Here is a 22,510-nt window from a genome sequence, read left to right as displayed (position 1 = left end):
TTCCTCTGACATATAAAATGTTATATTCGGGAGGTGACGATGGCCTTTTTCACCGCGGCGCCGGGCCCGGCCGGCGAACTCCTGCACCCGCTGCCGGAAGCACGGGCGAGCTGGAGCGACGGCGCGCAGCTGCGCGGCATGGCGACCAGCGGAGCGCTCGCTCGCGCCGCGGAACGGGCGGCCGGGACGGGAGCGTTCCGCCCGGCCCGCTGGACTGTCGATCTGCTGCGCCCGGCGGCGTTCGCGCCCTCGGCCGTACGGACGGAGGTCGTGCGCCGCGGCCGTCGCCTCTGCCTCGTCGAGGCGACGCTCTGGCAAGGGGAAACCCTCGTCGGCAAGGGCTCCGGGCTGTTCCTCGCGGCCGGCTCCCCCGCTGTCGGCAGCGTCTGGGCCCCGGCTGGGCACCCCGCGCCACCGCCGCCGGACGTGGCGCCCGCGACCGAGGAACCGCGCGTGTTCCACAGCGAGGGCGTCGGCTGGACCGGATCGCCCGAACCGCACCAGAACGCCTCGCGCAAGACGATCTGGGTGTTCCCCCAGGACATCGTGCGCGGCGAGCGGCCCACGCCCTTCCAGCACGCCGCGACCGCCGCGGACCTGGTCAACCTCGTGACCAACTGGGGCGACGCCGGCCTGGAGTTCATCAACGCCGACCTCACGCTCACCCTCGGCCGCGTCCCCGCGAGCGACCTGCAGCTGGGCCTCGCCGCCGACCACCGCGTCGAGCACGACGGCGTCGCGGTCACGACCGCGACCGTGTTCGACCGCGAAGGGCCCCTCGGCACGGTCAGCGGAACCGCGCTGCTCGCCGCCGCGCCGGTGGATCCCCGGCGGGTCGGCGCGCCCGGGAGCCTGCCGGCCGTGCCATAATCCCCTGCCGTCGATATATCATGTTCTTTGCTGAACATCAGATCCTCGAAACCGCTTCGAGGCGTTGGGGAGGTGGCCCGTGGCCGACGAACTGGCCCGGCTGCGCGGCGGCGACCGCCGTCAGCAGCTGCCCGAGGAAGTCGCGACGTACGTCCGCGAGCTGATCATGTCCGGCGACGTCAAGCCGGGCGAATTCCTGCGCACCGAACCCATCGCCGAGGCGGTCGGGGTCAGCAACACGCCCGTGCGCGAAGGGCTGCTCTCGTTGCGCAGCGAGGGTTTCGTGGAACTCGTGCCGCGCCGCGGGTTCGTCGTGGCCCCCGTGTCGCGCCAGGACGTGCGGGACCTGTTCTGGGCGCAGGCCCAGTTCTCCGCCGAACTGGCCGCGCGCGCCGCCAAGAAGATCACGCCGGAGCAGGTCGCGCGCCTCGAAGCGATCAACGAGGATTTCGAGAAGGCCGCCGGAGCCGGGGACCAGGAAGCGATCACCCGGCTCGGCCACGAGTTCCACCGCCAGCTCAACCTGGCCGCCGACTCCCACCGGTTGACGCTGCTGCTCAGCTCCGTGGTCAAGCACCTGCCGAACCGCTTCTACGCGACGATCGAAGGCCACGTCGAGCACACCCTCGCCGACCACGCCGAACTGCTGCAGGCCTTGCGCGGCCGCCACGCCCGCAAGGCGCGCACGATCGCCGAACGGCACATCCTCGACGGAGCCGACAACGTCGTCCGGATGCTCGAGGAGCGCGGTCTCTGGTCGGAAGAGACGGAATAGTCCACACCGGACAGCGGCTGAGCGGCCTGCCGCTGACAGAACGAAACCGGCTGGGTCACCTCGATCGAGGTGACCCAGCCGGCGCTTTTCGGCAATGCCAGGATCTTGAGCCGCGTGGTCTCAGTCTCGCTGACCGTCCACAAGAGACGCCACAGCCACTGAAATGCCTGATTGCTCCCCGCCCGACCCTGTCTTGCGGTCCGTGAGGGGAACCCTGAGGGAATCTGATTCCTTCAGGGTTCCCCTCACGGACCGCACACCCCGCATCCCAGGCCAGGAGACACCATCGACCTGGGCGGACGCTGCTCGAACGCACCCGCAGCGCCGCCTTAAGCTCCTGGCATTGGTGCTTTCCGGGCATTCACCGCGCCAGTCTCCGCCCGCGCGACAATCCTCGAACCGGCCGAGGCGGACCGCCCCGGAAGCAGCCGGGAACAGATCAAGCGTTCGCCGCGATCGCGTCCGCCTGCGCGACGATCCCTTCCGCTGTCTTCACGTGCGCGATGTCGACGTGCTGGCCCTCGAAGTCCACCGCCGCGCTGCCCGCCGCCTCCGCCGCGCGGAACGCCTCGATCAGCCGCCGGGAGTGATCGACCGCCTCCGGCGTCGGCGTGAACACCTCGTTGGCGATCGCCACGTGCGACGGGTGGATGCACACCATCCCGCGGTAGCCCAGCTGCTTGTTGTCCGCGCAGAACTGGCGCGCCCCGTCGAGATCGCGGATGTCCTGCCACACCCCGGCCACCGGGTGGTGCAGTCCGGCCGCGCGGGCGGCGAGCACGAGCCTGCTGCGCAGGTACAGCGTCTCCAGTCCGGCCGGGGTGAACTCGAAGCCCAGCTCGCGGCCGACGTCGGCGCTCGGGCCGGTCGCGCCGAGCAGGCTGGACACCCGAGTCGTCGCGGCGGCGATCTCCTCGCAGTGCGCCATCGACACCGCGGTCTCGAAGCTCACGATCAGCCCGACGCTGCCCGCTTCAAGTCCCTCGCGCGCCTCGATGTGCGACACGACCGCGTCGATGCGGATCAATTCCTCGGCGTCGAACACCTTCGGCAGGAACAGTCCGGCCAGCCCGGACCGGATAACCGCTTCGAGGTCGGCGCCCTGGATGCCGCTGACCGACGCGTTGGGCCGCACCCACACGTCGGGACGCACGCCCTGCGCGTGCAGCCGGTCGATCGTCTCCGCGACGACCGGGCGCGCGCTCTCCTTTTCCGCGACCGGGACGGAGTCTTCGAGGTCGAGGATCAGCGCGTCGGCACCGGACGCGAGACCCTTGTCCGCCCAGGAAGCCTTGTGGCCGGGGACGAAGAGCATGGAACGGTACGGCTTCATCGAAGTTCTCCAGTAATCGTTCAGGATTCGTACAGGACGCCGGTCGCGAACAGCTTTTCGACGTCTTCGGCCGCCAGCACCTCGCTCGCGACCGCACGAGAGTCAGCGCCCACCGTCGCCGCGACCGAAGACCGGTCCGGGCGCACGCCGTCGAACGTCCACGGCGGACGGAGCAGCGCGAGACCGTCCGGCTGATGGTCGGCGATGTCCAGGTGCCGCACCTGCGGATGGTCGAGGTAGCCGGTCATGGACAGCACCGGCGCGAACGGCACGTCGTGTTCGGTGAGCACGCGCTCCCAATATTCCTTGGGTTTGCGCGCGAACTCCGCCTCGACGATCGGCACCAGCTCGAAGTAGTTCGCCTCGCGCGGGCGGTACTCGGCGAAGCGCGGGTCCTCGAGCAGATCGGTGCGCTCCAGCGCGCGGCACAGCGCCTGCCAGAACTTCTGCGACGACGACAGGTGCACCGCGAGGTACTCGCCCGTGGAGGTCGGCACGCAGAAGTTCTGCGCCTGCGGGTGCCTGCTGGTGCGACTGGGATCGCGGCCGAGTTCGAAGGCCTGCGTGATGCCGTCGGCGGTGAGCACGCTGACCGCCTCCATGATCGAGGTCTCCATCCGCTGCGGCTGCCCGGTCTTCAGCTTGCCGACCAGCGCGGCGAGAACGCCCGCCGCCGTCGTCAGCCCGGTGACCAGGTCCGCGCTCAGCCCGCCCGCGAGCTGCGGCCGCCCGTCGTCGCTGAAGAGCGAGTACAGCCCGCCGAACGCGTGCCCGATCGTGTCGTAGGCGGGCCGGCCGGCCAGCGGCCCGGTGGAGCCGAACCCGGTGACCGAACCGTAGACGACGTCCGGGCGCAGTTCCCGGCACTCGTCGGGACCGAGCCCCATGGCGGCGAGCTTGCCGGGGCGGAGATTCTCGAGCACCACGTCGAAGCGCGGCACCAGCGCCTTGATCAGGTCGATCCCCTCGGCGGTCTTGAGGTCGACCGAAAGGCTGCGCTTGCCGGCGTTGTACTGGCGGAAGTACGGGCTTTCGTTGTTCATCCGGCGCCGGAAGTCCTCGCCGACGACCGGCTTCTCCACCTTCACCACCTCGGCGCCGAGGCCGCACAGCATCGAGGTCCCGAACGGGAGCGAGATGTAGCCCCCGATCTCCAGGATCCGGATGCCGTCGAGTGGCTTGTGCTGCATGTCGCCCGCCTTCGCTGAGGGTGCACTGCGATAATATTTTATATTATCTGGCCTGCCGTGAGTCAAGGCGTCCCCGTTCGCCGCTGACCCTGGTTTAGATATTTTATATTCTGTATGCTGACCCAGGTCTCCCTCGGACGAGCAAGGAGCGTGCCCCGATGCCCGCACAGCCCCAGCTGTGGCAAGGCCACTACGACAAGCTTTTCCTCGGCGGGCGGTGGACGGCCCCGGCGTCCGGCCGGCGTTTCGACGTGGTTTCCCCTTCCACAGAGGAAGTCCTCGCCCGGGTGGCCGAGGGCGTCGAGTCGGACATGGACGCGGCAGTCGCCGCAGCGCGCCACGCGTTCGACCACGGCCCGTGGCCCCGCCTCCCGCTCGAAGAGCGGATCGCCGTGCTGCGCAAGCTCAGCGCCGCTCTGGCCGAGCACGAGACCGACATCGCGCAGCTGGTCAGCGCCGAGATGGGCTGCCCGATCACGCTGTCGACGAAGATGCAGGCGATCGGCCCGCGACTGCTGCTCGACGCGTTCCTCGATCTCGCGCCGGACTACCCGTGGCAAGACACCCGCCGGTCCGCGACCGGGCACGCACTCGTCACCCGGGAGCCCGTCGGGGTGGTCGCCGCGATCGTGCCGTGGAACGCACCGTTGCTGATCACCATGATCAAGCTCGCGCCCGCCCTGCTGGCCGGCTGCACCATGGTGCTCAAGCCCTCGCCGGAAACCCCGCTCGACGCGTACCTCCTCGGCCATCTGCTGGAAGAAATCGGGCTGCCCGACGGGGTGGTCAACATCGTCCCGGCGGGGCGGGAAGTCAGCGAATATCTCGTCCGGCATCGCGGCGTGGACAAGGTGTCGTTCACCGGTTCCACCGCGGCCGGGCGGCGGATCGGCGCGTTGTGCGGCCAGGACCTGCGCCGCTGCACGCTCGAACTGGGCGGCAAGTCCGCGGCGGTGCTGCTCGACGACGCCGACCTGGACGCCGCGATCGCCGCCGTCCGCGCCGTGTCGCTGCGCAACACCGGCCAGGTGTGCAGCAACAAGACCCGCATCGTGGTCTCCCGCTCGCGCCGCGACGAACTCCACGACCGGCTGGTGGACCTGATCGGGTCGATGCCGGTCGGCGATCCGTTCGACCCGGCGACCGAGATCGGCCCGCTCGCCAGCGCGGCGCAGCGCACCCGGGTCGAGGGCTATCTCGCCGACGGCAAGGCGTCCGGCGCGTCGCTGCTGATCGGCGGCGGACGGCCGGACGGGCTGGAGCGCGGCTGGTACGTCTCCCCCGCCGTGTTCGCCGACGTCGATCCGGGCGCGAAGATCGCCCAGGAGGAGATCTTCGGCCCGGTCCTGACCGTGCACGCCTTCGACACCGAGGACGAGGCGGTCGCCATCGCCAACAACTCGGACTACGGCCTCAACGGTTCGGTGTTCTCCGCCGACCCGGAGCACGCGCTGGCGGTCGCCCGGCGGATCCGCACCGGCACCGTCGAGGTCAACGGCAACCCGGTCGGCTTCACCGCGCCGATCGGCGGATTCAAGAACAGCGGCATCGGCCGCGAAGCGGGCCCCGAGGGCTTCGGCGCCTACGTCGAGCTCAAGTCCTACGGCCTCCCCCTCTCCTGATCGGAAAGGCAACCACTGTGGGTACCTTCTCTCCCGTCGAAGAAGCCGCGGCGCGGCTCGTCACCGACCTGACCTTCGACGCGATCCCGGCCGAAGCCGTCGCCGGGACCCGTCGGCTGCTGCAGGACCAGCTCGCCCTCCAGGTGGGCAGCGCGGCGCTGCCGTGGAGCCAAGCCGTGCTCGAAGCGACCAGGGCGGCACACGTCCCCGGAAACGCGCACGTCGTCGCGAGCGGCGACGCGATGAGCGCGGCCGACGCGGCCTTCCTCAACGCCACCTTCGGCCACGGCTTCGAGTACGACGACGCGCACCGGTCCAGTTCCGCGCATCCGGGCAGCTGCGTGATCTCCGCGGCGCTGGCCGTCGGCGAAGAACTCGGCTCCGACCTGCGCGACGTGCTCACCGCCATCGTCGCGGGATACGAGGTCTACACCCGGATCGGCAAGCTGGCGAACCCCGATCTCCTCGTGCGCGGGTTCCATCCGCACGGTCTGCTGTCGACCTTCGGCGCCGCCGCGGTGGTGGCCAAACTGCGCGGATTCGACCTGGAGACCACCGGGCACGCGCTCTCGATCGCGCTCAGCCACGCCTCCGGCACCACCGAGTACACCTCCGGCGGCGGTTCGATCAAACGCGTGCACTCGGGCATCGGGACCCGCGGCGGCATCCGCGCGGCCGAACTCGCCGGGGCCGGGATCACCGGCCCGACCACCTTCCTGACCGGTTCGAAGGGCTTCTTCCGCACCTTCGCCGCAGTGGAGGTCGGCGACGAGCACGCGGCCGACTTCGGGCTCGGCGAGACCTTCGAGATCTCCCGCGTCTGGCTCAAGCGCTACTGCTGTTGCGGGATCAACCACGCCTACATCGACGGCGCGCGGCAGCTGACCGGAGACGCGGACCGGATCGAGTCGGTGCTGCTGGGCATCCAGACCGGCGGGGACGTGGTGATCGGCAACCAGAACCGCAACGCGTACGCGCCGAAGATCATCGAACACCTCCAGTACAGCCTGCCGTTCCAGTTCGCGCTGTCGGCGCTGGGGCGCGGCAACGGGTTCTCGACGCATCAGGCGTACCTGGCCGGGAAACTGGACCTCGGCGAAGACAGCGACGTCGCCTCGCTGGCCCGGAAGGTGAAAATCGAGGTGCGGCCGGACCTGGACGAGCAGTACCCCGGGCGCTGGGTCGCGGACCTGACGGTGACCTATCAGGACGGCACGGGCGAGCACGTGTTCGTGGACAACCCCGCCGGGACGGCGGAAAACCCGATGTCGCAGGCGGATCTGGACGCGAAGTTCCACGACGTGCTGTCCTCGGCGCTGAGCGAGGACCAGCGGGCCGCACTGCTGCACGCGATCAAGGGCGGCGACCTCGACCAGCCGGCCGCCGAGTTCGCCAAGCTGCTGCGGGCCTGAATCGGCGAAAAGCGGCGGCGGGTCTCGGCCTCCGCCGCCGCTTTTCGCTTGCCTGCCACAGGACTCGATGACTGCCTTGCCGCCGGTCTGCCGGGCGACGCGAACCGTTCGATCGCCCGGAAACTCGCACTCTCCGATCGAGCCCGGCACCGCATCGCATCCTGCGCCGGTCTAGAAATATTTTTTATATTATTGCTAGACTGTGCGCATGACCCCTGACGAGGCACTCGAGAATCTGCTGGTCACAAGGTGGAGCTGTCGCGCCTACCAGGACCGGCAGGTGCCCCGGCCGGTCGTCGAGCGGCTGCTGTCGCTCGCGCAGCGGACGGCGTCGTGGTGCAACACCCAGCCCTGGCAGGTGATCGTCACCAGCGGTGCGGCGACCGAACGGTTCCGGAAAGCGATGACCGAGTGGGCGCGGGAGAACCCGGCCGAGTTCGACTTCGCCCCGCCCGCCGAATACCGCGGCGTGTACCGCGACCGGCGCCGCGCCAGCGGCTGGCAACTGTACGAAGCCGTCGGCATCGAACGCGGCGACCGGGAAGCATCCGCCCGGCAAGCGTTCGAGAACTTCCGCTTCTTCGGCGCCCCGCACGTCGCCATCGTCACCACCGACGCCGTGCACGACCTCTACGGCGCCGTCGACAGCGGGCTGTACGTCGGAACCTTCCTGCTGGCGGCGCAAAGCCTCGGGCTGGGCGCGATCCCGCAGGCCGCCCTCGCCGGGCACGCCACGCTGATCCGGCAGCACTTCGACATCCCGGACGACCGGAAGATCCTGCTCGGCATCTCGTTCGGCTATCCCCACGAGGACCATCCGACGAACAGCTACCGCACCGCTCGCGCGCCGCTGGAGGAAGTGGTGACCTGGGCCGACGAATGACGCCGGCCGTCGTACTTCAGGAAAATGCCCCCAGAAGCAGCAAGAGGCGGGGCGGATGTCTCCGCGCGGCGAGTCGATGATCGAGCGGGTCGTGCGCGTGCTCGAGGCGGTGAAAGACACGGGCAGCGCGCGCACCGCGTCCGAGATCGCCCGGTGCACCGGGATTCCGGTGCCTTCCGCGCACCGCATCGTGGCGGACCTGACCCGGCTGGGAATCCTCGACCGCGACGCCGACCGCCGGATCCGGATCGGAGTGCGGCTGTGGGAGATCGCGGCCCGGTCGGCCGGGCTGCCGACCCTGCGCGAGAGCGCTCTCCCCTACCTGGAGGATCTGCGCGCCGTCGTCCAGGCGCCGACGCTGCTTTCGGTCCTGGACCACAACGACGTGCTCAACGTCGACACCCTGTCCGCACGCCAGGCCGGTGCCACCAATGTCACCCAGCCCGGCGTCCGGCTGCCCGCGCTGTCCTCGTCGCCCGGCATCGTGCTCGTCGCGTTCGCCCCGCCGAGCGTGCGTGACGAGATCCTCTCCTCCGCCAAGATCGTCCGCTTCACCGCGCACAGCATCCTCGACCGCGCCGAGGTGGCCCGGATCGTGCACGAGGCCCGCCGGGTCGGGCACGTCGTCGCGCGCCGCTGGATCTCCCTTGATTCGACCGGCATCGCCGCCCGATCCTCGCCGACGACCGCACCGCGCTCGCCGCCCTGTCCGTCACCGTCCCGTTCGCCGCCGACGCGGCCGCCGAACTGCTGCCCGCGCTGCACACCACTGCCCGCGGCATCTCCCGCGCGTACCGGCTCCACTCGCCCGACCCGCGGATCGCTCTGCTCCTCCGGCAGATCCGGCGTGCCGTCGAACCCGGCTGAGACTCATCGCACCGGCTGTTTCTCGACAGCCGAGAAACACCCTTCCCGCGTCGGCCGAACCGGACGAATCTCGGGGCCGGACAACGGAGTCGAGAACGGAGCTGAGCGCATGCCAGGAAAACTCGCAGGCAAGGTCGCGTTCGTCACCGGAGCGGCGCGCGGGCAAGGCCGCGCCGAAGCGCTGCGGTTGGCGCGGGACGGCGCGGACATCATCGCCGTCGACATCGCCGCACCGGTGGAGACCAACGTGGCGCCGCCAGCGACGCCCGCAGACCTCGAAGAAACCGCGCGCGGGGTGAAAAGTCTGGGACGTTCGGTGGTCACCGCGCAGGTCGACGTGCGCGACTACGCCGCGCTGAAGGCCGCGCTCGACGACGGGGTGCGACAGCTCGGACGCCTCGACGTGGTGGTCGCGAACGCCGGGATCTGGTCGTACGGGCTGAGCGAAGAGATCTCCGACCTCGAATGGCAGACCACTCAGGACGTGGTCCTCAAAGGCGTGTGGCACACCGCGAAAGCGGCGATCCCGATCCTCAAGAACCAGGGCTCGGGAGGGTCGATGATCTTCACCAGCTCGACCATGGCGATCAAGGGAATGCAGAACCTTTCGCCGTACGTCGCGGCCAAACACGGCGTGGTCGGCCTGATGAAGACGCAAGCGCTGGAGCTGGCCCCGTTCGGGATCCGGGTCAACTGCGTGGCGCCGACATCGGTCAACACGAAACTGATCCACAACGACGAAACGTACGCGCTGTTCGCACCGGACCTCCCGGAAGCGGAACGCACCGCCGACCGGGTCAAGGACCGGTTCGCGACCATCCCGGTGATGGACGTGCCATGGGTCGAACCTGAGGACGTCGCCAACGCGGTGGCGTTCCTCGCTTCCGACGAAGCGCGTTACGTGACCGGGCTCGAACTGAAGATCGACGCGGGGCAGACGCTGAAATGACCGAGGACCCCATGCGCGCGCTGTGCCGGTTCGCAGCGCGGACGACCTGCGCCCACCTTCCCGAAGACGTCGTCCGGCACGCGAAACACACCCTGCTCGACTGCATGGCGGTCCTGATCGGCGGGTCCGGAATGGACGGCATCCCGGCCATCGCGGACCTGGTGCGGGACAAGGGCGGCAAACCGGAAACGCCCCTGCCGTTCTACGGCGGACGCGTGCCCGCCGCCGAAGCCGCGCTGGCCATCGGCCCGATGCCGAGGGCGATGGACTGCGGCGATCTGCACGAGGAAGCCGGGCACGTCAGCGAGTACATCGTCGCGAGCCTGCTCGCCGCCACGGGGCTGCGGTCGGCCGTCACGGGCGCGGAGTTCTTGACCGCACTGGTGATCGGCCAGGAAACGTTGATCCGCATCGGATCGGCGTACCGGGTGATCAGCAAAGCGGTGAAAGACAACGACTGCGGCGGGCACTACATCTTCGGAGCTGTCGCCGCGGTCGGCAGTCTGCTCGGATTCTCCCAGGAGGAGCTGGAGAATGCCCAGGGCATCGCCCGCACGATGACTCAGCCGCACACTATGGGCATCTACGCACCGGCGACGCTGATGGTGCGTGTGCACCACGGGCTGGTGTGCCAATCCGCGATCACCGCGTGCCTGCTCGCTCGCCGCGGCATCACCGGGCCCCGGCAGGAAGTGCTGACCGGACCCAACGGTTTTCTGCGCACCGCACGCTGGGAAACCGATCCGGACGCGATCGCCCGCGGCCTCGGAAAGGACTGGACGGCAACCCAGATCACTAGCAAGGGTTACAGCGCCTGCTATTTCTCGCACTCTTCGATCGACGGCATCATCGAGCAGATGCGCGCGCACGAGTTCGCCGCCGCCGACATCGCGAACGTCCACATCGCAGTCTCGACCTCGGGATGGCGGGCAGTGTGCGAGCCGACCGAAAAGAAGTGGGATCCGCAAACCGTCCCGGAATGCCAGTTCAGCCTTCCCTACGCCGTGGCCACTGCCGCCTTCGACCGACGGGTGTTCGTGCAGTCCTATTCGGACGAAGCGCGGCGGCGTCCGGAGGTGCGCGAGCTGATGACCCGGATCTCCGCCGTCGAGGATCCGTCCGTTTCCGACTGGGGCACCCGGCTGACCACGACCCTGCGCGACGGCCGGGTGATCGCCACCGAACACGTCTATGTGAAGGGGCATCCGAAGAACCCCTTCAGCGAACAGGACTTCATCGACAAGTTCCGGATGTGCCTGCCGTTCTCGGTGCTGCCGCTCGAGGATTCGACGGCTGACCGGATGCTCCAGGACGTTCTGGCGCTGGAAAAGGTCGACGACGTGATGGCGGCCTTGCTGCTGCCCCTGACACCGGAAGACTGACGGACTCATGACAGAAGAATTCGCGGGCAAAGTCGCCGTGATCACCGGAGCGGGACGGGGCATGGGCGCGGAAATCTCGTCCCGGCTCGCCCAGGCGGGAGCATCCGTGTTCGCGGTCGACCTCGAACCGGCTTCGGAATCCGCGCCGGGGATCGTCCCGGTCCCGTGCGACGTCTCCGACCCCCGCGCCGTGCGCGCCGCAGCCGCCTCCGTCCTCGCGGACGCCGGGCAGATCGATTTTCTCGTCAACGGCGCGGGATTGGTCAGCGTCACCCGGCCGGTCGAGACCATCTCCGACGACGACTGGGCACGGCTGATGGGGGTGAACGTCAACGGCGCGTTACACTGGATGCGCGAGGCACTGCCCGGAATGAAGGCGCGGCGATCCGGCAAGATCGTCAACCTCTCCTCGCGAGCCGGGCGGACCCTCGCCAACTTCGCCGGCGCGCACTATTCCGCGTCCAAAGCCGCGTTGCTCGGCCTCACCCGCCAAGTCGCGCTCGAAGCGGCACCGGACAACGTGCACGTCAACGCGATCGCGCCCGGGCTGGTGGAAACCCCGATGCTGAGCGGTTCCGTCGACGAGCGGAAACGGGAAGCAGCCCGTGCGGCCACTCCGCTGCGGCGCATCGGCACGACCTCCGACATCGCCGAACTGGTGCTGTTCCTGCTTTCCCCGAAGTCCGACTACATCACCGGAGCCACGGTGGACATCAACGGCGGCGATCTGATCCTGTAGCTCCCGACCCCTGGCTGAGGCGCTCTCAGCCAGGGGTCGCCAGTACCCCCGAACAGGAGCGTCTGTCTCGACGAGGCGAATCCGGGCAGGCTCGAACTCACGGAAGCCACTGCCGAGGAGAAGAGGCTCATGAGCGAGATCGAGACCCGCCAAGTCATCGTCAAAGCCCCGTACTGGGACATCGCGGCGAACCTGCTGCTGCCGCCGGGCTTCGACGAGAACAAGACCTACCCTGCCGTGCTCAGCGCCCATCCGATCGGCAGTTGCAAGGAACAGACCGCCGGGAATGTCTACGGCCCGGCGCTGGCGCAGGAAGGCTTCGTCGTCATCGCCTTCGACGCGAGCTTCCAGGGCGACAGCGGCGGCGAGCCGCGCTGGACCGAGGACCCGACCCAGCGCGTGGCCGACTTCTCCCACGTGGTCGACCACCTCGTGACGCTCGACTACGTCGACGCGGACCGGATCGGCGTCCTCGGCATCTGCGGCGGTGGCGGGTATGCCACGAACGCGACGATGCTCGAACGCCGGATCAAGGCGCTCGGCGCGGTCGTGCCGGTGAACTACGGCCGTCTCATGCAGGAGGGCTTCAGCGAGTTCGACCCGGTCAAGCTGCTCGAACAGGTCGGCGAACAGCGCACCAAGGAGGCCCGCGGCGGCGACGTCCAGGTCAATGAACTGCTGCCGGCCTCCCCTGAAGCGGCCCGCGAAGCAGGCGCTACGGACCGGGACGTCGTCGAAGCCACGGACTACTACAAGACCGGGCGGGGCGGGAAGCCCAACGGCGTCGCCCGGATGAACTTCGGCTCGCTGAACCAGGCACTGAACTGGGACGCGTTCCTTCGCGCCGAGACGATGCTGACGCAGCCGGCGCTGATCGTCGTCGGAGACCAGCCGGGTGCGTTCGGTTCCTACCGCGACGGGACGGAGCTGTACGGCCGGATCGCGGCATCGCGGGACCGCCAGCTCGTCGTGGCCGAGGGCTACTCGCACTACGACCTTTACGACCAGCCCGAGCCGGTCAAGATCGCGCTCGACGCGCTGATTCCGTTCTACCGCAAGCACTTGGGGCAGGCTGCCTGACGCGGCTCACTCACCGCCCCCGAACAGCCCGACGAGAGTGCGGGACACCGACTCGGCGAACTCGTCCACGCCGAGCCGGTATTCCGGGTCGAACCATTCGCCGATGAGCGCCAGTCCGCCCAGCGCCAGATTCAAGGTCAGGTGCAGGTCCTCGGCCAGCTCGTCCGCCACTGCCCGGAAGATCATGGTCTGCTCGCGCCGGAGTTCGTCGCGACGGGACTCCAGCGCCGCGACCGGGACCCGCACCTTGAGGAAGAGCGGAATGAACTCCGGGTACTCGCGAAGAGCGAGCACGGCTTCCTCCCGGAACATCAGCCTCAGCCTTTCCCGTGGCGGATGTTCCGACTCCGCGATCGCCACGAGCCGGGGGAACACCTCCGCGGCCGCGTGCTCCATGCACCGGAGGAACAGCTCTTCCTTCGACGAGAAGTAGTGGTAGAGGCTGGGGCCGCGCAGATCCAAGGCCGCGCCGATGTCCTCGAAATTCGTCGCCTCGTAGCCGCGCTCGGCGAAAAGCCGGGCGGCGGTGTGCTCGATGAGCCGGACCCGCTCGGCGCGTTTGCGCGTCGCGCGGGCCTCGGTGCCGCTCGCGTCCTTCACCCGGCCTCCTCGCTTGCCCGATCTGAACGCACAATATATTATCTATTCATTCATAGGGAATCTAGCGGTCAGGAGAATCGTGGAAGCGGCAGGCGTACGGGTACCGCACACCGACGACGTCTTCGTCGGTGGCGAATGGCGGCCGGCGACCGGAGACGGGCACACCATCGTGTCTCCGTCGGACGCGAGTCCGGTCGGCATGGCACGGCAGGCTTCCGAAGACGACGCGACCGCGGCGGTCGATGCCGCCTTCTCCGCCCGTGGAGCGTGGGCCGCCACTCCCCTGGCCGACCGGGTCGCGACGTGCGCCCGCTGGCTGGACAACGTCGACCGGCGTGCGGCGGATCTGGACGTGGCCTGGGCCGTCGAGGCGGGAATGCCGGTGCGGCACGGCAAGGCGCTGCACCGGTTCGGGACTCTCGCCTCGTGGCGATCCGCGCTCGACGGCGCCGAGGAGATGCTGCGGGAACGACGCCGGTCCTCGGAACTCGGCGATGTCCTCCTGCGGCGGGAGCCAGCCGGCGTCGTGGCGGCAATGCTGCCCTACAACGGTCCGGTGGTGACGGTGGCGTCCAAGGTCGTTCCAGCGTTGCTCGCCGGGTGCCCCGTGATCGTCAAGGCAGCACCGGAATCCCTGTTGACGATGGCGTTAGTGGCGGAATGCGCCCAGCAGGCCGGTTTTCCCGCCGGAGTGGTGAACTTCGTGTCGGGACCGGTCACCGTCGGGCAGGCACTGACCCGGGACCCCCGGGTGGATCTGGTTTCGCTGACCGGCGGGCACACGGCGGCGCAGGACGTCCTCGCGGTCACGCACGGCCGGTACGCGCGCACTCAACTGGAACTGGGCGGGAAGTCGCCGGCGGTGATCCTGGACGACGCGCCGCTGGACAAGGTGCTGCGGGCGCTCGTGCCCGGCGCTACCAACGGGGCGGGCCAGGTGTGCGCGTTGCTGTCCCGGATCCTGGTCTCCGAACGTCGGCACGACGAGGTCGTCGAGCGGCTGAAGTCCGCCTGGGAACGCCTCGTCATCGGTGATCCGCTCGATCGGGCGACGCACATCGGCCCGCTGGTCAACGAGGCGGCTCTGCGCCGCACCGAAGGTTTCGTCGCCCGGGCGAGGCAGGACGGCGCCCGGCTCGTCACCGGCGGCGGACGGCCCGCCGGGCTGGAGACCGGGTGGTTCCACCAGCCCACGATCTTCACCGACGTCGCCGAGAACGCCGAACTGGTGCGGCGCGAGGTGTTCGGGCCGGTGACCGCGGTGCAGGTGTACCGCGACCTCGACGACGCCGTCCGGCTGGCCAACGCCACCGATTTCGGGCTGTCGGGTGCGGTGTACACCGCTGATGTCGAGGCAGGGATCGAAATCGCGGGCCGGATTCGCGCCGGGGCGGTGGCGGTCAATTCCTTCGGTCCGGCGATGAGCGCTCCGTTCGGCGGGGTCGGCGCGTCGGGCTGGGGTCGCGAGTCCGGGCCCGAAGGAATCCTCGGTTTCACCGAGCTCAAGCAGATCCTCGTCGGTGCCGCATGACGGCGGGACCGCTGACGGGGCTGAAAGTCATCGAACTCGCCGGGATCGGGCCGGGGCCGTGGTGCGGAATGCTGCTCAGCGATCTCGGCGCCGAAGTGCTGCGGGTGGACCGGCCAGCTGCCGTGGGCACGATGCGCACCGATCTCGGCGCCGCCAACGGGCGGCAACCGGCTTTCGTCAACGACCGGGGACGGCGCTCGATCGCGGTCGACCTGAAGCACCCCGAAGGCGTCGATGTGGTGCTGCGGCTGGCAGAACAGGCTGACGTCCTCATCGAGGGCAACCGCCCGGGAGTCGCCGAGCGGCTTGGCGTGGGCCCGCAGGACTGCTTCGCACGCAACCCCAGCCTGGTCTACGGGCGGGCCACGGGCTGGGGCCAGGAGGGTCCCCTGAGCCAGACCGCCGGACACGACCTCAACTACCTCGCGACGTCCGGCCTGCTCGCGACGATGGGACCAGCGGGCGGACCGCCGGCGATCCCGCTCAACCTGCTCGGCGACTACGCCGGCGGCGGGCTGATGCTCGCCATGGGCCTGGTGGCCGCCCTGTGGGAAGCCCGCGACGGCGGACCCGGCCAGGTCGTCGACGCGTCGATGCTCGACGGAATCGCCCTGCTCGGCGGCGTCTTCTACGGCCAGCACCAAGCCGGGATGCTCGCGCCCGAGCGAGGCAGCAACACTCTCGACGGCGGGGCGCCGTTCTACACCGTCTACGAGACCGCCGACCGCGGCTGGATGGCTGTCGCCGCGATCGAGGCCAAGTTCTTCGCGGAGCTGCTCGCTGTCCTCGAACTGGCACCGGAACTCGCCGCGCGCCAATGGAACCGCGCCGAGTGGCCGTCGCTGCACGCGACGATCGCCGCGGTCTTCCGCACTCGTTCGCGAACCGAGTGGGAATCCCGGTTCGAAGGGCGGGAAGCGTGCACGACACCGGTCCTCGACCTGGACGAGGCGCTGCGTCACGAACACGCGGCAGCCAGGAAGAGCTTCGTTCCGGTCGACGGCGTGCTGCAGCCCGCCCCTTCGCCGCGGTTCAGCCGAACCCCGGGCGTCGTCCAAGGCCCGGCGGTTCCTGCGGGGGCCGACACCGGCACCGCATTGCTCGACTGGGGCCTCACCGCGGAAGAGGTGACCGCTTTGCGGGCATCCGGAGCGATCGTTTAGCCGTCCGACGCGAGACACGGGAGTCATCGATGGGGATGAGCCTCAACTACGTCACCGATTCGATCGCGGGCCAACTGCCGCCGATCGACCCCGGCCGCCCGGCCGTCGTCCTGGGCGGCGAACCCGCGGTGTCCTGGACGGAACTGCGGGCGAGGGAACTGCGCTATGCCCGTGCCTTGCAACGAGCGGGCGTGCGGAAAGGCGACCGGGTCGCGCTCCTGCTGCGCAACTGTGCCGACTACATCGCGCTGTACCTCGCGATCGGCCGGGTGGGCGGCATCGCCGTTCGCCTCAACTGGCGGCTGACCGGCCCGGAACTCGAGTTCGCCTTGAGCGATTCGAGCGCGAGCCTGCTGCTGTTCGACGCCGAGTTCGCACCGGTGATCGAGAACATCCGCGACGGCATCGTGGTCTCCACTTATGTTTCACGCCCCTCGACCGGCCCTGGCCCGGACTGGGCCACTCCCCTGCCGGTGTTCGCCGCCGAGGAGTCCGACGCCTCCGGTTTCCCCGAACTGAACGCCGACGACCCCGTCTCGCTGATGTACTCGTCTGGTACGACAGGGCGGCCGAAGGGTGTGCTGTTCTCCCACGGCAACGCGTTGTGGATCGGCTCCGTCCAGGCGCAACGGTGGCGCATCGACGAGCGCACCGTCGCCCAGACCAGCGGGCCGCTCTTCCACGCAGGCGGCTTCGAAGTGCTGCTGCTGCCCGCGCTGCTCGCACACGGCACGGCGGTCACCTTCCCTTCCGGCAACTTCACCTGCGAACGGTTCCTTGAAGTCGCCCGGCACAACGGCACCACGTCCATGCTCCTCTACCCCTTCATGCTCGCCGACCTGCTGCACATGGACGCGATCGAAACTCTCGTCCCCGCCGCCCTCCGCCGGATCGTCACCGGCGGCGACGTCGTCATGCCGTGGATCTACGACGAAATGGAACGTCGGCTCCCCGGCGTCGAACTGGTGCAGTCCTACAGCCTCACCGAAGGCGGCGCCGTGAGCACCAGCCTGGAATTCGCGGTGGCGCGCGGCCGCGAAAGCAGAATCGGCCGCCCGCAGGCCATGACCGAGGTGAAGGTGATCAGGCCGGACGGAACACCCACCGGCAGCGGAGAAGTCGGCGAGATCTGCGTCCGCAGCGGCGGGGTGAGCATCGGGTACTGGAATCTTCCGGATGCCACCGAAGCGACCTTCGTCGACGGGTGGTGTCACACCGGCGATCTGGGCAGCATCGACGAAGACGGCTTCCTGACGATCGCCGGACGGGCCAAGGACATGTACCGCAGCGGCGGCGAAAACGTGTATCCGGCCGAAGTCGAGATGGTCCTGACCGGACACCGCGATGTCGCCGACGCCGCGGTGATCGGCGTCCCCGACCCCCGGTACGTCGAGACCGGGGCCGCGATCATCGTGCCCGCCGAAGGCCGCCCGGTCGACGCCGAGCACGTGCGCCGGTGGCTGGCGGAACGACTGGCCAAATACAAGGTCCCCAAACACTTCCACTTCGTGGACGACCTGCCGCGCAACGCCAGCGGGAAGGTCCTCAAGAGCGTTCTCCGCACAACTTATGGAGGCAAGCGAAATGACTGAAGCCGCGCTGCTCGAGAAGGCGGGCTCCGCCCTCCGGATCACCGAAATCACGCTGGCCGATCCAGGCCCCGGAGAGGTCGTCGTCGAAGTACGCGCCACCGGCGTGTGCCAATCCGACGTGGGCGTCTTCACCGGAAAGCTCCCCGCGCCGGTACCGCTGGTCCTCGGCCACGAAGGGGCGGGCGTGGTCGTCGAGGTCGGTGCCGGCGTCGAGGACCTGAAAGCCGGTGACCACGTAGTGCTGTCCTGGCTGGCCAGCTGCGGCAGCTGTTTCTATTGCCAGCGGGCCGAACAGCACCTGTGCGGCCGTCCCCGGACCATGCTCGGCGCGCACACCATGGTCGACGGAAGCACCCGGATGAGCCTGAACGGCGCCCCCGTCCGCCAGTTCTGCGGGTTGGGCAGCTTCTCGCAACGGACCGTCGTGCCCGCCGGAGCCGCGATCAAGATCCCCGACGACATCCCGATCGCCTCCGCCGCCCTGCTCGGCTGCGGTGTCCTCACCGGATTCGGCGCCGCCGTCCACACTGGCGAAGTACGTGTGGGCGACACTGTCGCCGTCGTCGGCTGTGGCGGTGTCGGCCTCAACGCCGTGCAAGGCGCCCGAATCGCCGGAGCCACCACCATCATCGCGATCGACGTGCACGCGGACCGCCTGGCGCTGGCCTCCGAACTCGGCGCCACCCACACCCTGACTGCGGGCCCCGACGTCGTCAAGCAGGTGCAAGCCCTCACCGGACGTCGCGGCGCGGACGTCGTGATCGAGGTGGCCGGACGACACGAAACCGTGCAGCAGGCGATCGCCATGGCACGCCGCGGCGGCACGACGGTTCTCGTCGGCGCCGGACCAGGCGTCGGCATCGACGAGGTCTTCGGCAACGTCGTCATGGCGGGCAAGACGGTGAAGGGCTGCCTGTACGGCTCAGCGCACGTCAAACGCGACATCCCGCGCCTGGTCGAGCTGTACCGCAGCGGTGCCCTGCACCTCGACCAGCTGGTCACCGAGACCTTCGCCTTCACCGACATCGCCAAAGCCGTCGACTACTGCGCCGCGGAACAAGGCGCCCGCGCCGTCGTCCTCGCCTGAACCGCCCGAAGGAGACCTCCGTGTCCGGCACCGTCAAACACCTCTGGGCGCTCGACGCCCCCACCATCGCCACCGACTGCGGCCTGTTCCAGCTCGGCACCGGCGGCGCCCCGCTCGCCGTGCCGATCCCGACGTTCCTGATCGAGCACGACCTCGGCCTGCTCATGTTCGACTCCGGACTAGACAGCGACGCCGCCGGTGACCCCGCCCGCGCCTACGGCCCCCTCGCCGAAGCCTTCGACATCCGATTCCCCGAAGACCATCGGCTGGACACCCAGCTGGGTGAAGGACAGCGGGCTCGGTTACGACCTGGGTCTCGAAGGGTTCGACGAGTTCGTCGAGATCAACAGCATCGGCATTCCCTCGGACCTGCCCTGGCCCGCCCGCTGAGCACACCCGATCGAAGAGACAGGAGACATCCGATGAGAGCGGCCGTCATGGTCGAGGTGGGCAAGCCCCTCGAGATCCGCGAGATCGAGCTCGACGAGCCGATGCCGCGCGAGGTCGTGGTCAGGGTCAAGGCCAGCGGGCTGTGCCACAGCGACCTCCACACGATGAACACGGACTTCGAGTGGCCGCTGCCGCTGGTCCTCGGCCACGAGGTCGCCGGCGTCGTGGAATCGACCGGCGCGGACGTCACCGGAGTGAAGGCGGGCGATCATGTCGTCGCCAACCTGATCTCGAGCTGCGGCGCCTGCGCCGACTGCGTGCTCGGGGTCCCGACGAACTGCGCCAACCCCGGCGCGATCCGGCGCGGACCGAACGAGCGGCCGCGTTATTCGCTGGACGGCAAAACCGTCACCCAGATCGGCGACATCGGCGGCTTCGCGGAAAAGATCCTGGTGCACGAGCGCAATCTCGTCCCGGTCGACAAGGCCCTCCCCTTCGACCGGGCCGCGCTGCTCGGCTGCGGAGTCATCACCGGCATCGGGGCCGTCAAGAACGCCGCCCAGGTGAAGTTCGGGAACACCGTCGCCGTGATCGGCTGCGGCGGGGTCGGCCTCAACGTCGTGCAGGGAGCCGCGATTTCCGGGGCGAGCCACGTGATCGCGATCGACCTCCAGCCGGCCAGCTCGAACACGCCCGCACATTCGGCGCCACCGAGGTCGTCAATCCGGCCGAAGAGGCCGATCTCGCCGCCCGCGTCCGGGAAATCGTCGGCAAGGGCGGTGTCGACTACGCCTTCGAGGTCGTCGGGCTGCCGCAGACCGTTCGGCAGGCGACCGACATCACCGGCCGCGGCGGTTCGACCTACGTCGTCGGCAAGATGAAACCGGGGACCGGGGCCGCGCTCACTGCCGACGACCTGTTGCGCGGCAACAAGAAGCTGAGCGGAGTGTTCATGGGCGCGACCGTGGCGGAGATCGACATCCCGCTCTACACGCGGCTGTACCGGCAAGGCAGGCTGAACCTGGACGACCTCGTCTCGGAGACCATCACACTGGACCAGGTCAACGACGGATACGCGAAGCTCGGGATAGGCGAAACCGCGCGCAGCGTCGTGGTCTTTGACTGAACCCCGCCGCGCCGTCAGACCTCCTGGCCGTCGAGCGGCCGCCGCCAGACGAGGACCACGACCGCTCCGGCGAGGATCGCGGCCGTGAGCGCGAACGGGACCGGAATGAAAGGGTCCACCAGGACCAGCAGCCCGGCCAACGGCAGGACGGCGTTGACGACCCGGTCGGCGTGCGGCCGGATCGCGAGAGCCCAGATGCCGAGCACGAAGACCGCGAGCGGAACAGTGTAGGCGAAAGACGCGCCAGGCTGATGCAGCGCACTGTGCCCGGTGAGGACGTCGATCTCGACCTCGATGCCGGCGGAAAACGCTCCCGCGGCGGCGAAGATGAAGAAGTGCCCGTACCCGTAGGCCAGCGAACTCGCGAAACCCTTGATGGCGCGGTGATGCGGCGGCCAGAAGTAGATCCACCACAGCGCCGCCGTCGCGACGAGAGTCAGCACGGCGATGCCGATGAGTTCTCCGGGCGATTCGGTGTCGCGAAGGGCTTCGATGATCGCGTTGGCAGAGGCGAGCAGGCTCTCGCCGAGGAGGATGAGCGTGAACAAGCCGTACCGTTCGGTGATGTGATGCGGGTGCCAGGGCGTGGACCCGGTGCGCTCGGCGACGATCGGCACGGCGATTTCCGCGACGACGAGCACGATCAGCGCGACCGTGAACATCCCGGCCGGAAGCAGCAGCGAAGCCAGCCACAGCAGCTGGACCAGGGTGATGCCCGCCGCGTAGATGAGCGTCGCCCGGCGCGCGGGCCCGCCTGATCGCGACGCGCGCAGCCACTGGGCCACGAGCGCGAAGCGCATCACGACGTAGGCGAGGATCAGCACCGAATAGTCGCCGTGCTCGAACGCCGGACCGATGCCGGAAGCGAGGACGAGCACGCCGCCCATCTGCACGATCGTGAAGACCCGGTACAGCCAGTCGTCGGTGTCGAACGAGGTGGCGAACCAGGTGAAGTTCATCCAGGCCCACCAGATCCCGAAGAACACGACACAGTAGTTGCCGATCCCGTCGAGCACGTGCCCCTCGCCGAGCGCATGGTGCAACTGCGCGGCGGCGATGCTCACGGCGACCACGAAGACGAGGTCGAAGAACAACTCCAAGGTGGACGCGGCACGCCCGGCTTCGTTCGGGTCGCGCGGTCGCATCGGAACGAGCCGGAATCGGGAGTCGGGCGTCATGGCATGGATCTTCCTGCACCCTAGCGGTGTACGCAGTCCTCAAGCGTGTTGCGGGTGGGCGGCAGCCCGCGCCTCGCGAGCTAGTCGGGCCAGTGGGTGCTGGCCGCCAAGGACTTCGGCTTCCCCGAACTGCACCGCGCGGAGACCCCGCGGCGCGAACTCGAATTGCTGGTCACCACTCGGCTGATGGCGGTGGTGCCGCGCCAGTACGCCCTGATGCCGAACCAGCGTGGCGGCGTCGGGGCGTCCGCGACCTCGGCTACCTCATCGAATCTGATCCGGCGGCCAACCGGGAGCGCGCCATGACCGGGTCCGGCATGATCGGCTCAACTGCCGGGGTTTGGCGACCGATGTGACCGCGGCGTGGGGCTTCCAACAACCCGGGCACTGTCGCTCCCGCTTCGGCGTCAGCCCGTCGGAGACCGCACCCGAGCCATCGGGACGCCTGCTCAGGATCGCTGGGTGAGATGCGCGGCGAGCCCTGCGAGACATCCGGCTGCGACGACAAGGACGAGCACCGCCGTGCTCAGGACCGCGACCGTGCCGCGGGTCGTCGCGAGCCTGAGCCGTAGGGCAAGAAGCAGGCTCAGTACCGCGCAGCCGATCGGCACTGCCCACAGCCAATGCGGTCGCACAAACAGACCCAGCACAGCTAGTGCCGCCAAGACCAGGCTGATCAGGAGGGCGCTGAAACACGCTTGCCGGAGGATCGCGCTCTGCCAATACACCGGACCTGGCTCC

20 protein-coding genes and 1 pseudogene are annotated in these 22,510 nt (G+C 69.0%); 16 read left to right on the top strand and 5 right to left on the bottom strand.

Annotated features, from left to right (window positions below; all coding sequences use genetic code 11):
* Window positions 1–39 precede the first annotated feature (39 nt).
* Entirely contained in the window at window positions 40–870 is an 831-nt protein-coding gene (locus ABD156_RS16900; RefSeq protein WP_344274486.1) for an acyl-CoA thioesterase domain-containing protein, read from the top strand.
* A gap of 79 nt (window positions 871–949) precedes the next feature.
* Window positions 950–1,645, top strand: a complete 696-nt coding sequence (locus tag ABD156_RS16895; protein WP_344273608.1) for a GntR family transcriptional regulator — start codon at window positions 950–952, stop codon at window positions 1,643–1,645.
* A gap of 439 nt (window positions 1,646–2,084) precedes the next feature.
* On the opposite strand, the gene ABD156_RS16890 is transcribed toward ABD156_RS16895, so the two are convergent.
* Both ABD156_RS16890 and ABD156_RS16885 read right to left on the bottom strand, forming a co-directional pair.
* Window positions 2,085–2,978, bottom strand: coding sequence for an HpcH/HpaI aldolase/citrate lyase family protein (locus ABD156_RS16890; RefSeq protein ID WP_344273605.1), 894 nt, complete (start codon window positions 2,976–2,978; stop codon window positions 2,085–2,087).
* Window positions 2,979–2,998: 20 nt separating this feature from the next.
* Window positions 2,999–4,168, bottom strand: coding sequence for a CaiB/BaiF CoA transferase family protein (locus ABD156_RS16885; RefSeq protein WP_344273602.1), 1,170 nt, complete (start codon window positions 4,166–4,168; stop codon window positions 2,999–3,001).
* Window positions 4,169–4,326: 158 nt separating this feature from the next.
* Between ABD156_RS16885 and ABD156_RS16880 the strand changes: the two genes are divergently transcribed.
* The 7 genes from ABD156_RS16880 (at window position 4,327) to ABD156_RS16850 (ending at window position 13,102) form a co-directional block, all read left to right on the top strand.
* Window positions 4,327–5,790, top strand: coding sequence for an aldehyde dehydrogenase (locus tag ABD156_RS16880; RefSeq protein WP_344273599.1), 1,464 nt, complete (start codon window positions 4,327–4,329; stop codon window positions 5,788–5,790).
* A 17-nt stretch (window positions 5,791–5,807) separates the two neighbouring features.
* On the top strand, window positions 5,808–7,202 hold the full coding sequence (locus ABD156_RS16875) for an MmgE/PrpD family protein (protein WP_344273596.1): 1,395 nt from the start codon (window positions 5,808–5,810) through the stop codon (window positions 7,200–7,202).
* Between the two features lie 208 nt (window positions 7,203–7,410).
* Window positions 7,411–8,085, top strand: coding sequence for a nitroreductase (locus ABD156_RS16870; protein WP_344273592.1), 675 nt, complete (start codon window positions 7,411–7,413; stop codon window positions 8,083–8,085).
* 55 nt (window positions 8,086–8,140) lie between these two features.
* Complete coding sequence (locus ABD156_RS16865; protein ID WP_344273589.1) at window positions 8,141–9,901, top strand: mycofactocin-coupled SDR family oxidoreductase; 1,761 nt, start codon at window positions 8,141–8,143, stop codon at window positions 9,899–9,901.
* Window positions 9,898–11,283, top strand: coding sequence for an MmgE/PrpD family protein (locus ABD156_RS16860; protein WP_344273586.1), 1,386 nt, complete (start codon window positions 9,898–9,900; stop codon window positions 11,281–11,283). Before ABD156_RS16865 ends, ABD156_RS16860 begins: the two co-directional genes overlap by 4 nt.
* A gap of 7 nt (window positions 11,284–11,290) precedes the next feature.
* On the top strand, window positions 11,291–12,022 hold the full coding sequence (locus ABD156_RS16855; protein ID WP_344273584.1) for an SDR family NAD(P)-dependent oxidoreductase: 732 nt from the start codon (window positions 11,291–11,293) through the stop codon (window positions 12,020–12,022).
* A gap of 129 nt (window positions 12,023–12,151) precedes the next feature.
* The gene (locus ABD156_RS16850; protein ID WP_344273581.1) at window positions 12,152–13,102 is read left to right on the top strand and encodes an alpha/beta hydrolase; all 951 of its coding nucleotides are present in this window, start codon (window positions 12,152–12,154) and stop codon (window positions 13,100–13,102) included.
* 6 nt (window positions 13,103–13,108) lie between these two features.
* Here the strand turns inward: ABD156_RS16850 and ABD156_RS16845 are convergent, their stop codons facing one another.
* Window positions 13,109–13,702: a TetR/AcrR family transcriptional regulator gene (locus ABD156_RS16845; RefSeq protein ID WP_344273578.1), complete on the bottom strand. Its 594-nt coding sequence runs from the start codon at window positions 13,700–13,702 to the stop codon at window positions 13,109–13,111.
* Between the two features lie 79 nt (window positions 13,703–13,781).
* On the opposite strand from ABD156_RS16845, the gene ABD156_RS16840 reads away from it, so the two are divergent.
* The 6 genes and pseudogenes from ABD156_RS16840 to ABD156_RS16815 all read left to right on the top strand — a co-directional run bounded on the left by ABD156_RS16840 (window position 13,782) and on the right by ABD156_RS16815 (window position 20,591).
* A complete protein-coding gene (locus ABD156_RS16840) occupies window positions 13,782–15,233 on the top strand; it encodes an aldehyde dehydrogenase family protein (RefSeq protein WP_344273575.1) in 1,452 nt (483 codons plus the stop codon).
* Complete coding sequence (locus ABD156_RS16835) at window positions 15,230–16,396, top strand: CaiB/BaiF CoA transferase family protein (RefSeq protein WP_344273572.1); 1,167 nt, start codon at window positions 15,230–15,232, stop codon at window positions 16,394–16,396. Before ABD156_RS16840 ends, ABD156_RS16835 begins: the two co-directional genes overlap by 4 nt.
* Before the next feature lie 29 nt (window positions 16,397–16,425).
* Window positions 16,426–17,988, top strand: coding sequence for a class I adenylate-forming enzyme family protein (locus tag ABD156_RS16830; protein ID WP_344273569.1), 1,563 nt, complete (start codon window positions 16,426–16,428; stop codon window positions 17,986–17,988).
* Window positions 17,981–19,075, top strand: a complete 1,095-nt coding sequence (locus ABD156_RS16825) for a zinc-binding dehydrogenase (protein ID WP_344273567.1) — start codon at window positions 17,981–17,983, stop codon at window positions 19,073–19,075. Before ABD156_RS16830 ends, ABD156_RS16825 begins: the two co-directional genes overlap by 8 nt.
* A 164-nt stretch (window positions 19,076–19,239) precedes the next feature.
* Window positions 19,240–19,935: pseudogene (locus ABD156_RS16820) on the top strand (alcohol dehydrogenase catalytic domain-containing protein); the annotation flags it as partial.
* A 47-nt stretch (window positions 19,936–19,982) separates the two neighbouring features.
* Window positions 19,983–20,591 carry a zinc-binding dehydrogenase gene (locus tag ABD156_RS16815; RefSeq protein WP_344274483.1) on the top strand — a complete coding sequence of 203 codons (609 nt, stop codon included), beginning with the start codon at window positions 19,983–19,985 and terminating at the stop codon, window positions 20,589–20,591.
* A 14-nt stretch (window positions 20,592–20,605) separates the two neighbouring features.
* Here ABD156_RS16815 and ABD156_RS16810 read toward each other — a convergent pair whose 3' ends face one another.
* Window positions 20,606–21,769 carry a low temperature requirement protein A gene (locus ABD156_RS16810; RefSeq protein WP_344273565.1) on the bottom strand — a complete coding sequence of 388 codons (1,164 nt, stop codon included), beginning with the start codon at window positions 21,767–21,769 and terminating at the stop codon, window positions 20,606–20,608.
* A gap of 96 nt (window positions 21,770–21,865) precedes the next feature.
* On the opposite strand from ABD156_RS16810, the gene ABD156_RS16805 reads away from it, so the two are divergent.
* A complete protein-coding gene (locus ABD156_RS16805) occupies window positions 21,866–22,075 on the top strand; it encodes a hypothetical protein (protein ID WP_344273563.1) in 210 nt (69 codons plus the stop codon).
* 143 nt (window positions 22,076–22,218) lie between these two features.
* Here ABD156_RS16805 and ABD156_RS16800 read toward each other — a convergent pair whose 3' ends face one another.
* Complete coding sequence (locus ABD156_RS16800) at window positions 22,219–22,497, bottom strand: hypothetical protein (RefSeq protein ID WP_344273559.1); 279 nt, start codon at window positions 22,495–22,497, stop codon at window positions 22,219–22,221.
* Between the last annotated feature and the right edge of the window lie 13 nt (window positions 22,498–22,510).

Origin of the sequence: Amycolatopsis albidoflavus (assembly GCF_039525725.1) — a bacterium.
Taxonomy (GTDB): domain Bacteria; phylum Actinomycetota; class Actinomycetes; order Mycobacteriales; family Pseudonocardiaceae; genus Amycolatopsis; species Amycolatopsis albidoflava.
Note: the sequence above shows the minus strand (reverse complement) of the source record. Positions and strands in the feature narration are given on the sequence as shown.

Excerpts from the sequence above, each read along its gene's own strand:
- ABD156_RS16880 (WP_344273599.1), top strand. The coding sequence starts at position 4,327 with ATGCCCGCACAGCCCCAGCTGTGGCAAGGCCACTACGACAAGCTTTTC.
- ABD156_RS16825 (WP_344273567.1), top strand. The coding sequence starts at position 17,981 with ATGACTGAAGCCGCGCTGCTCGAGAAGGCGGGCTCCGCCCTCCGGATC.
- ABD156_RS16890 (WP_344273605.1), bottom strand. The coding sequence starts at position 2,978 with ATGAAGCCGTACCGTTCCATGCTCTTCGTCCCCGGCCACAAGGCTTCC.
- ABD156_RS16885 (WP_344273602.1), bottom strand. The coding sequence starts at position 4,168 with ATGCAGCACAAGCCACTCGACGGCATCCGGATCCTGGAGATCGGGGGC.
- ABD156_RS16865 (WP_344273589.1), top strand. The coding sequence starts at position 8,141 with ATGTCTCCGCGCGGCGAGTCGATGATCGAGCGGGTCGTGCGCGTGCTC.
- ABD156_RS16870 (WP_344273592.1), top strand. The coding sequence starts at position 7,411 with ATGACCCCTGACGAGGCACTCGAGAATCTGCTGGTCACAAGGTGGAGC.
- ABD156_RS16835 (WP_344273572.1), top strand. The coding sequence starts at position 15,230 with ATGACGGCGGGACCGCTGACGGGGCTGAAAGTCATCGAACTCGCCGGG.
- ABD156_RS16860 (WP_344273586.1), top strand. The coding sequence starts at position 9,898 with ATGACCGAGGACCCCATGCGCGCGCTGTGCCGGTTCGCAGCGCGGACG.
- ABD156_RS16900 (WP_344274486.1), top strand. The coding sequence starts at position 40 with ATGGCCTTTTTCACCGCGGCGCCGGGCCCGGCCGGCGAACTCCTGCAC.
- ABD156_RS16810 (WP_344273565.1), bottom strand. The coding sequence starts at position 21,769 with ATGACGCCCGACTCCCGATTCCGGCTCGTTCCGATGCGACCGCGCGAC.
- ABD156_RS16830 (WP_344273569.1), top strand. The coding sequence starts at position 16,426 with ATGGGGATGAGCCTCAACTACGTCACCGATTCGATCGCGGGCCAACTG.
- ABD156_RS16850 (WP_344273581.1), top strand. The coding sequence starts at position 12,152 with ATGAGCGAGATCGAGACCCGCCAAGTCATCGTCAAAGCCCCGTACTGG.
- ABD156_RS16855 (WP_344273584.1), top strand. The coding sequence starts at position 11,291 with ATGACAGAAGAATTCGCGGGCAAAGTCGCCGTGATCACCGGAGCGGGA.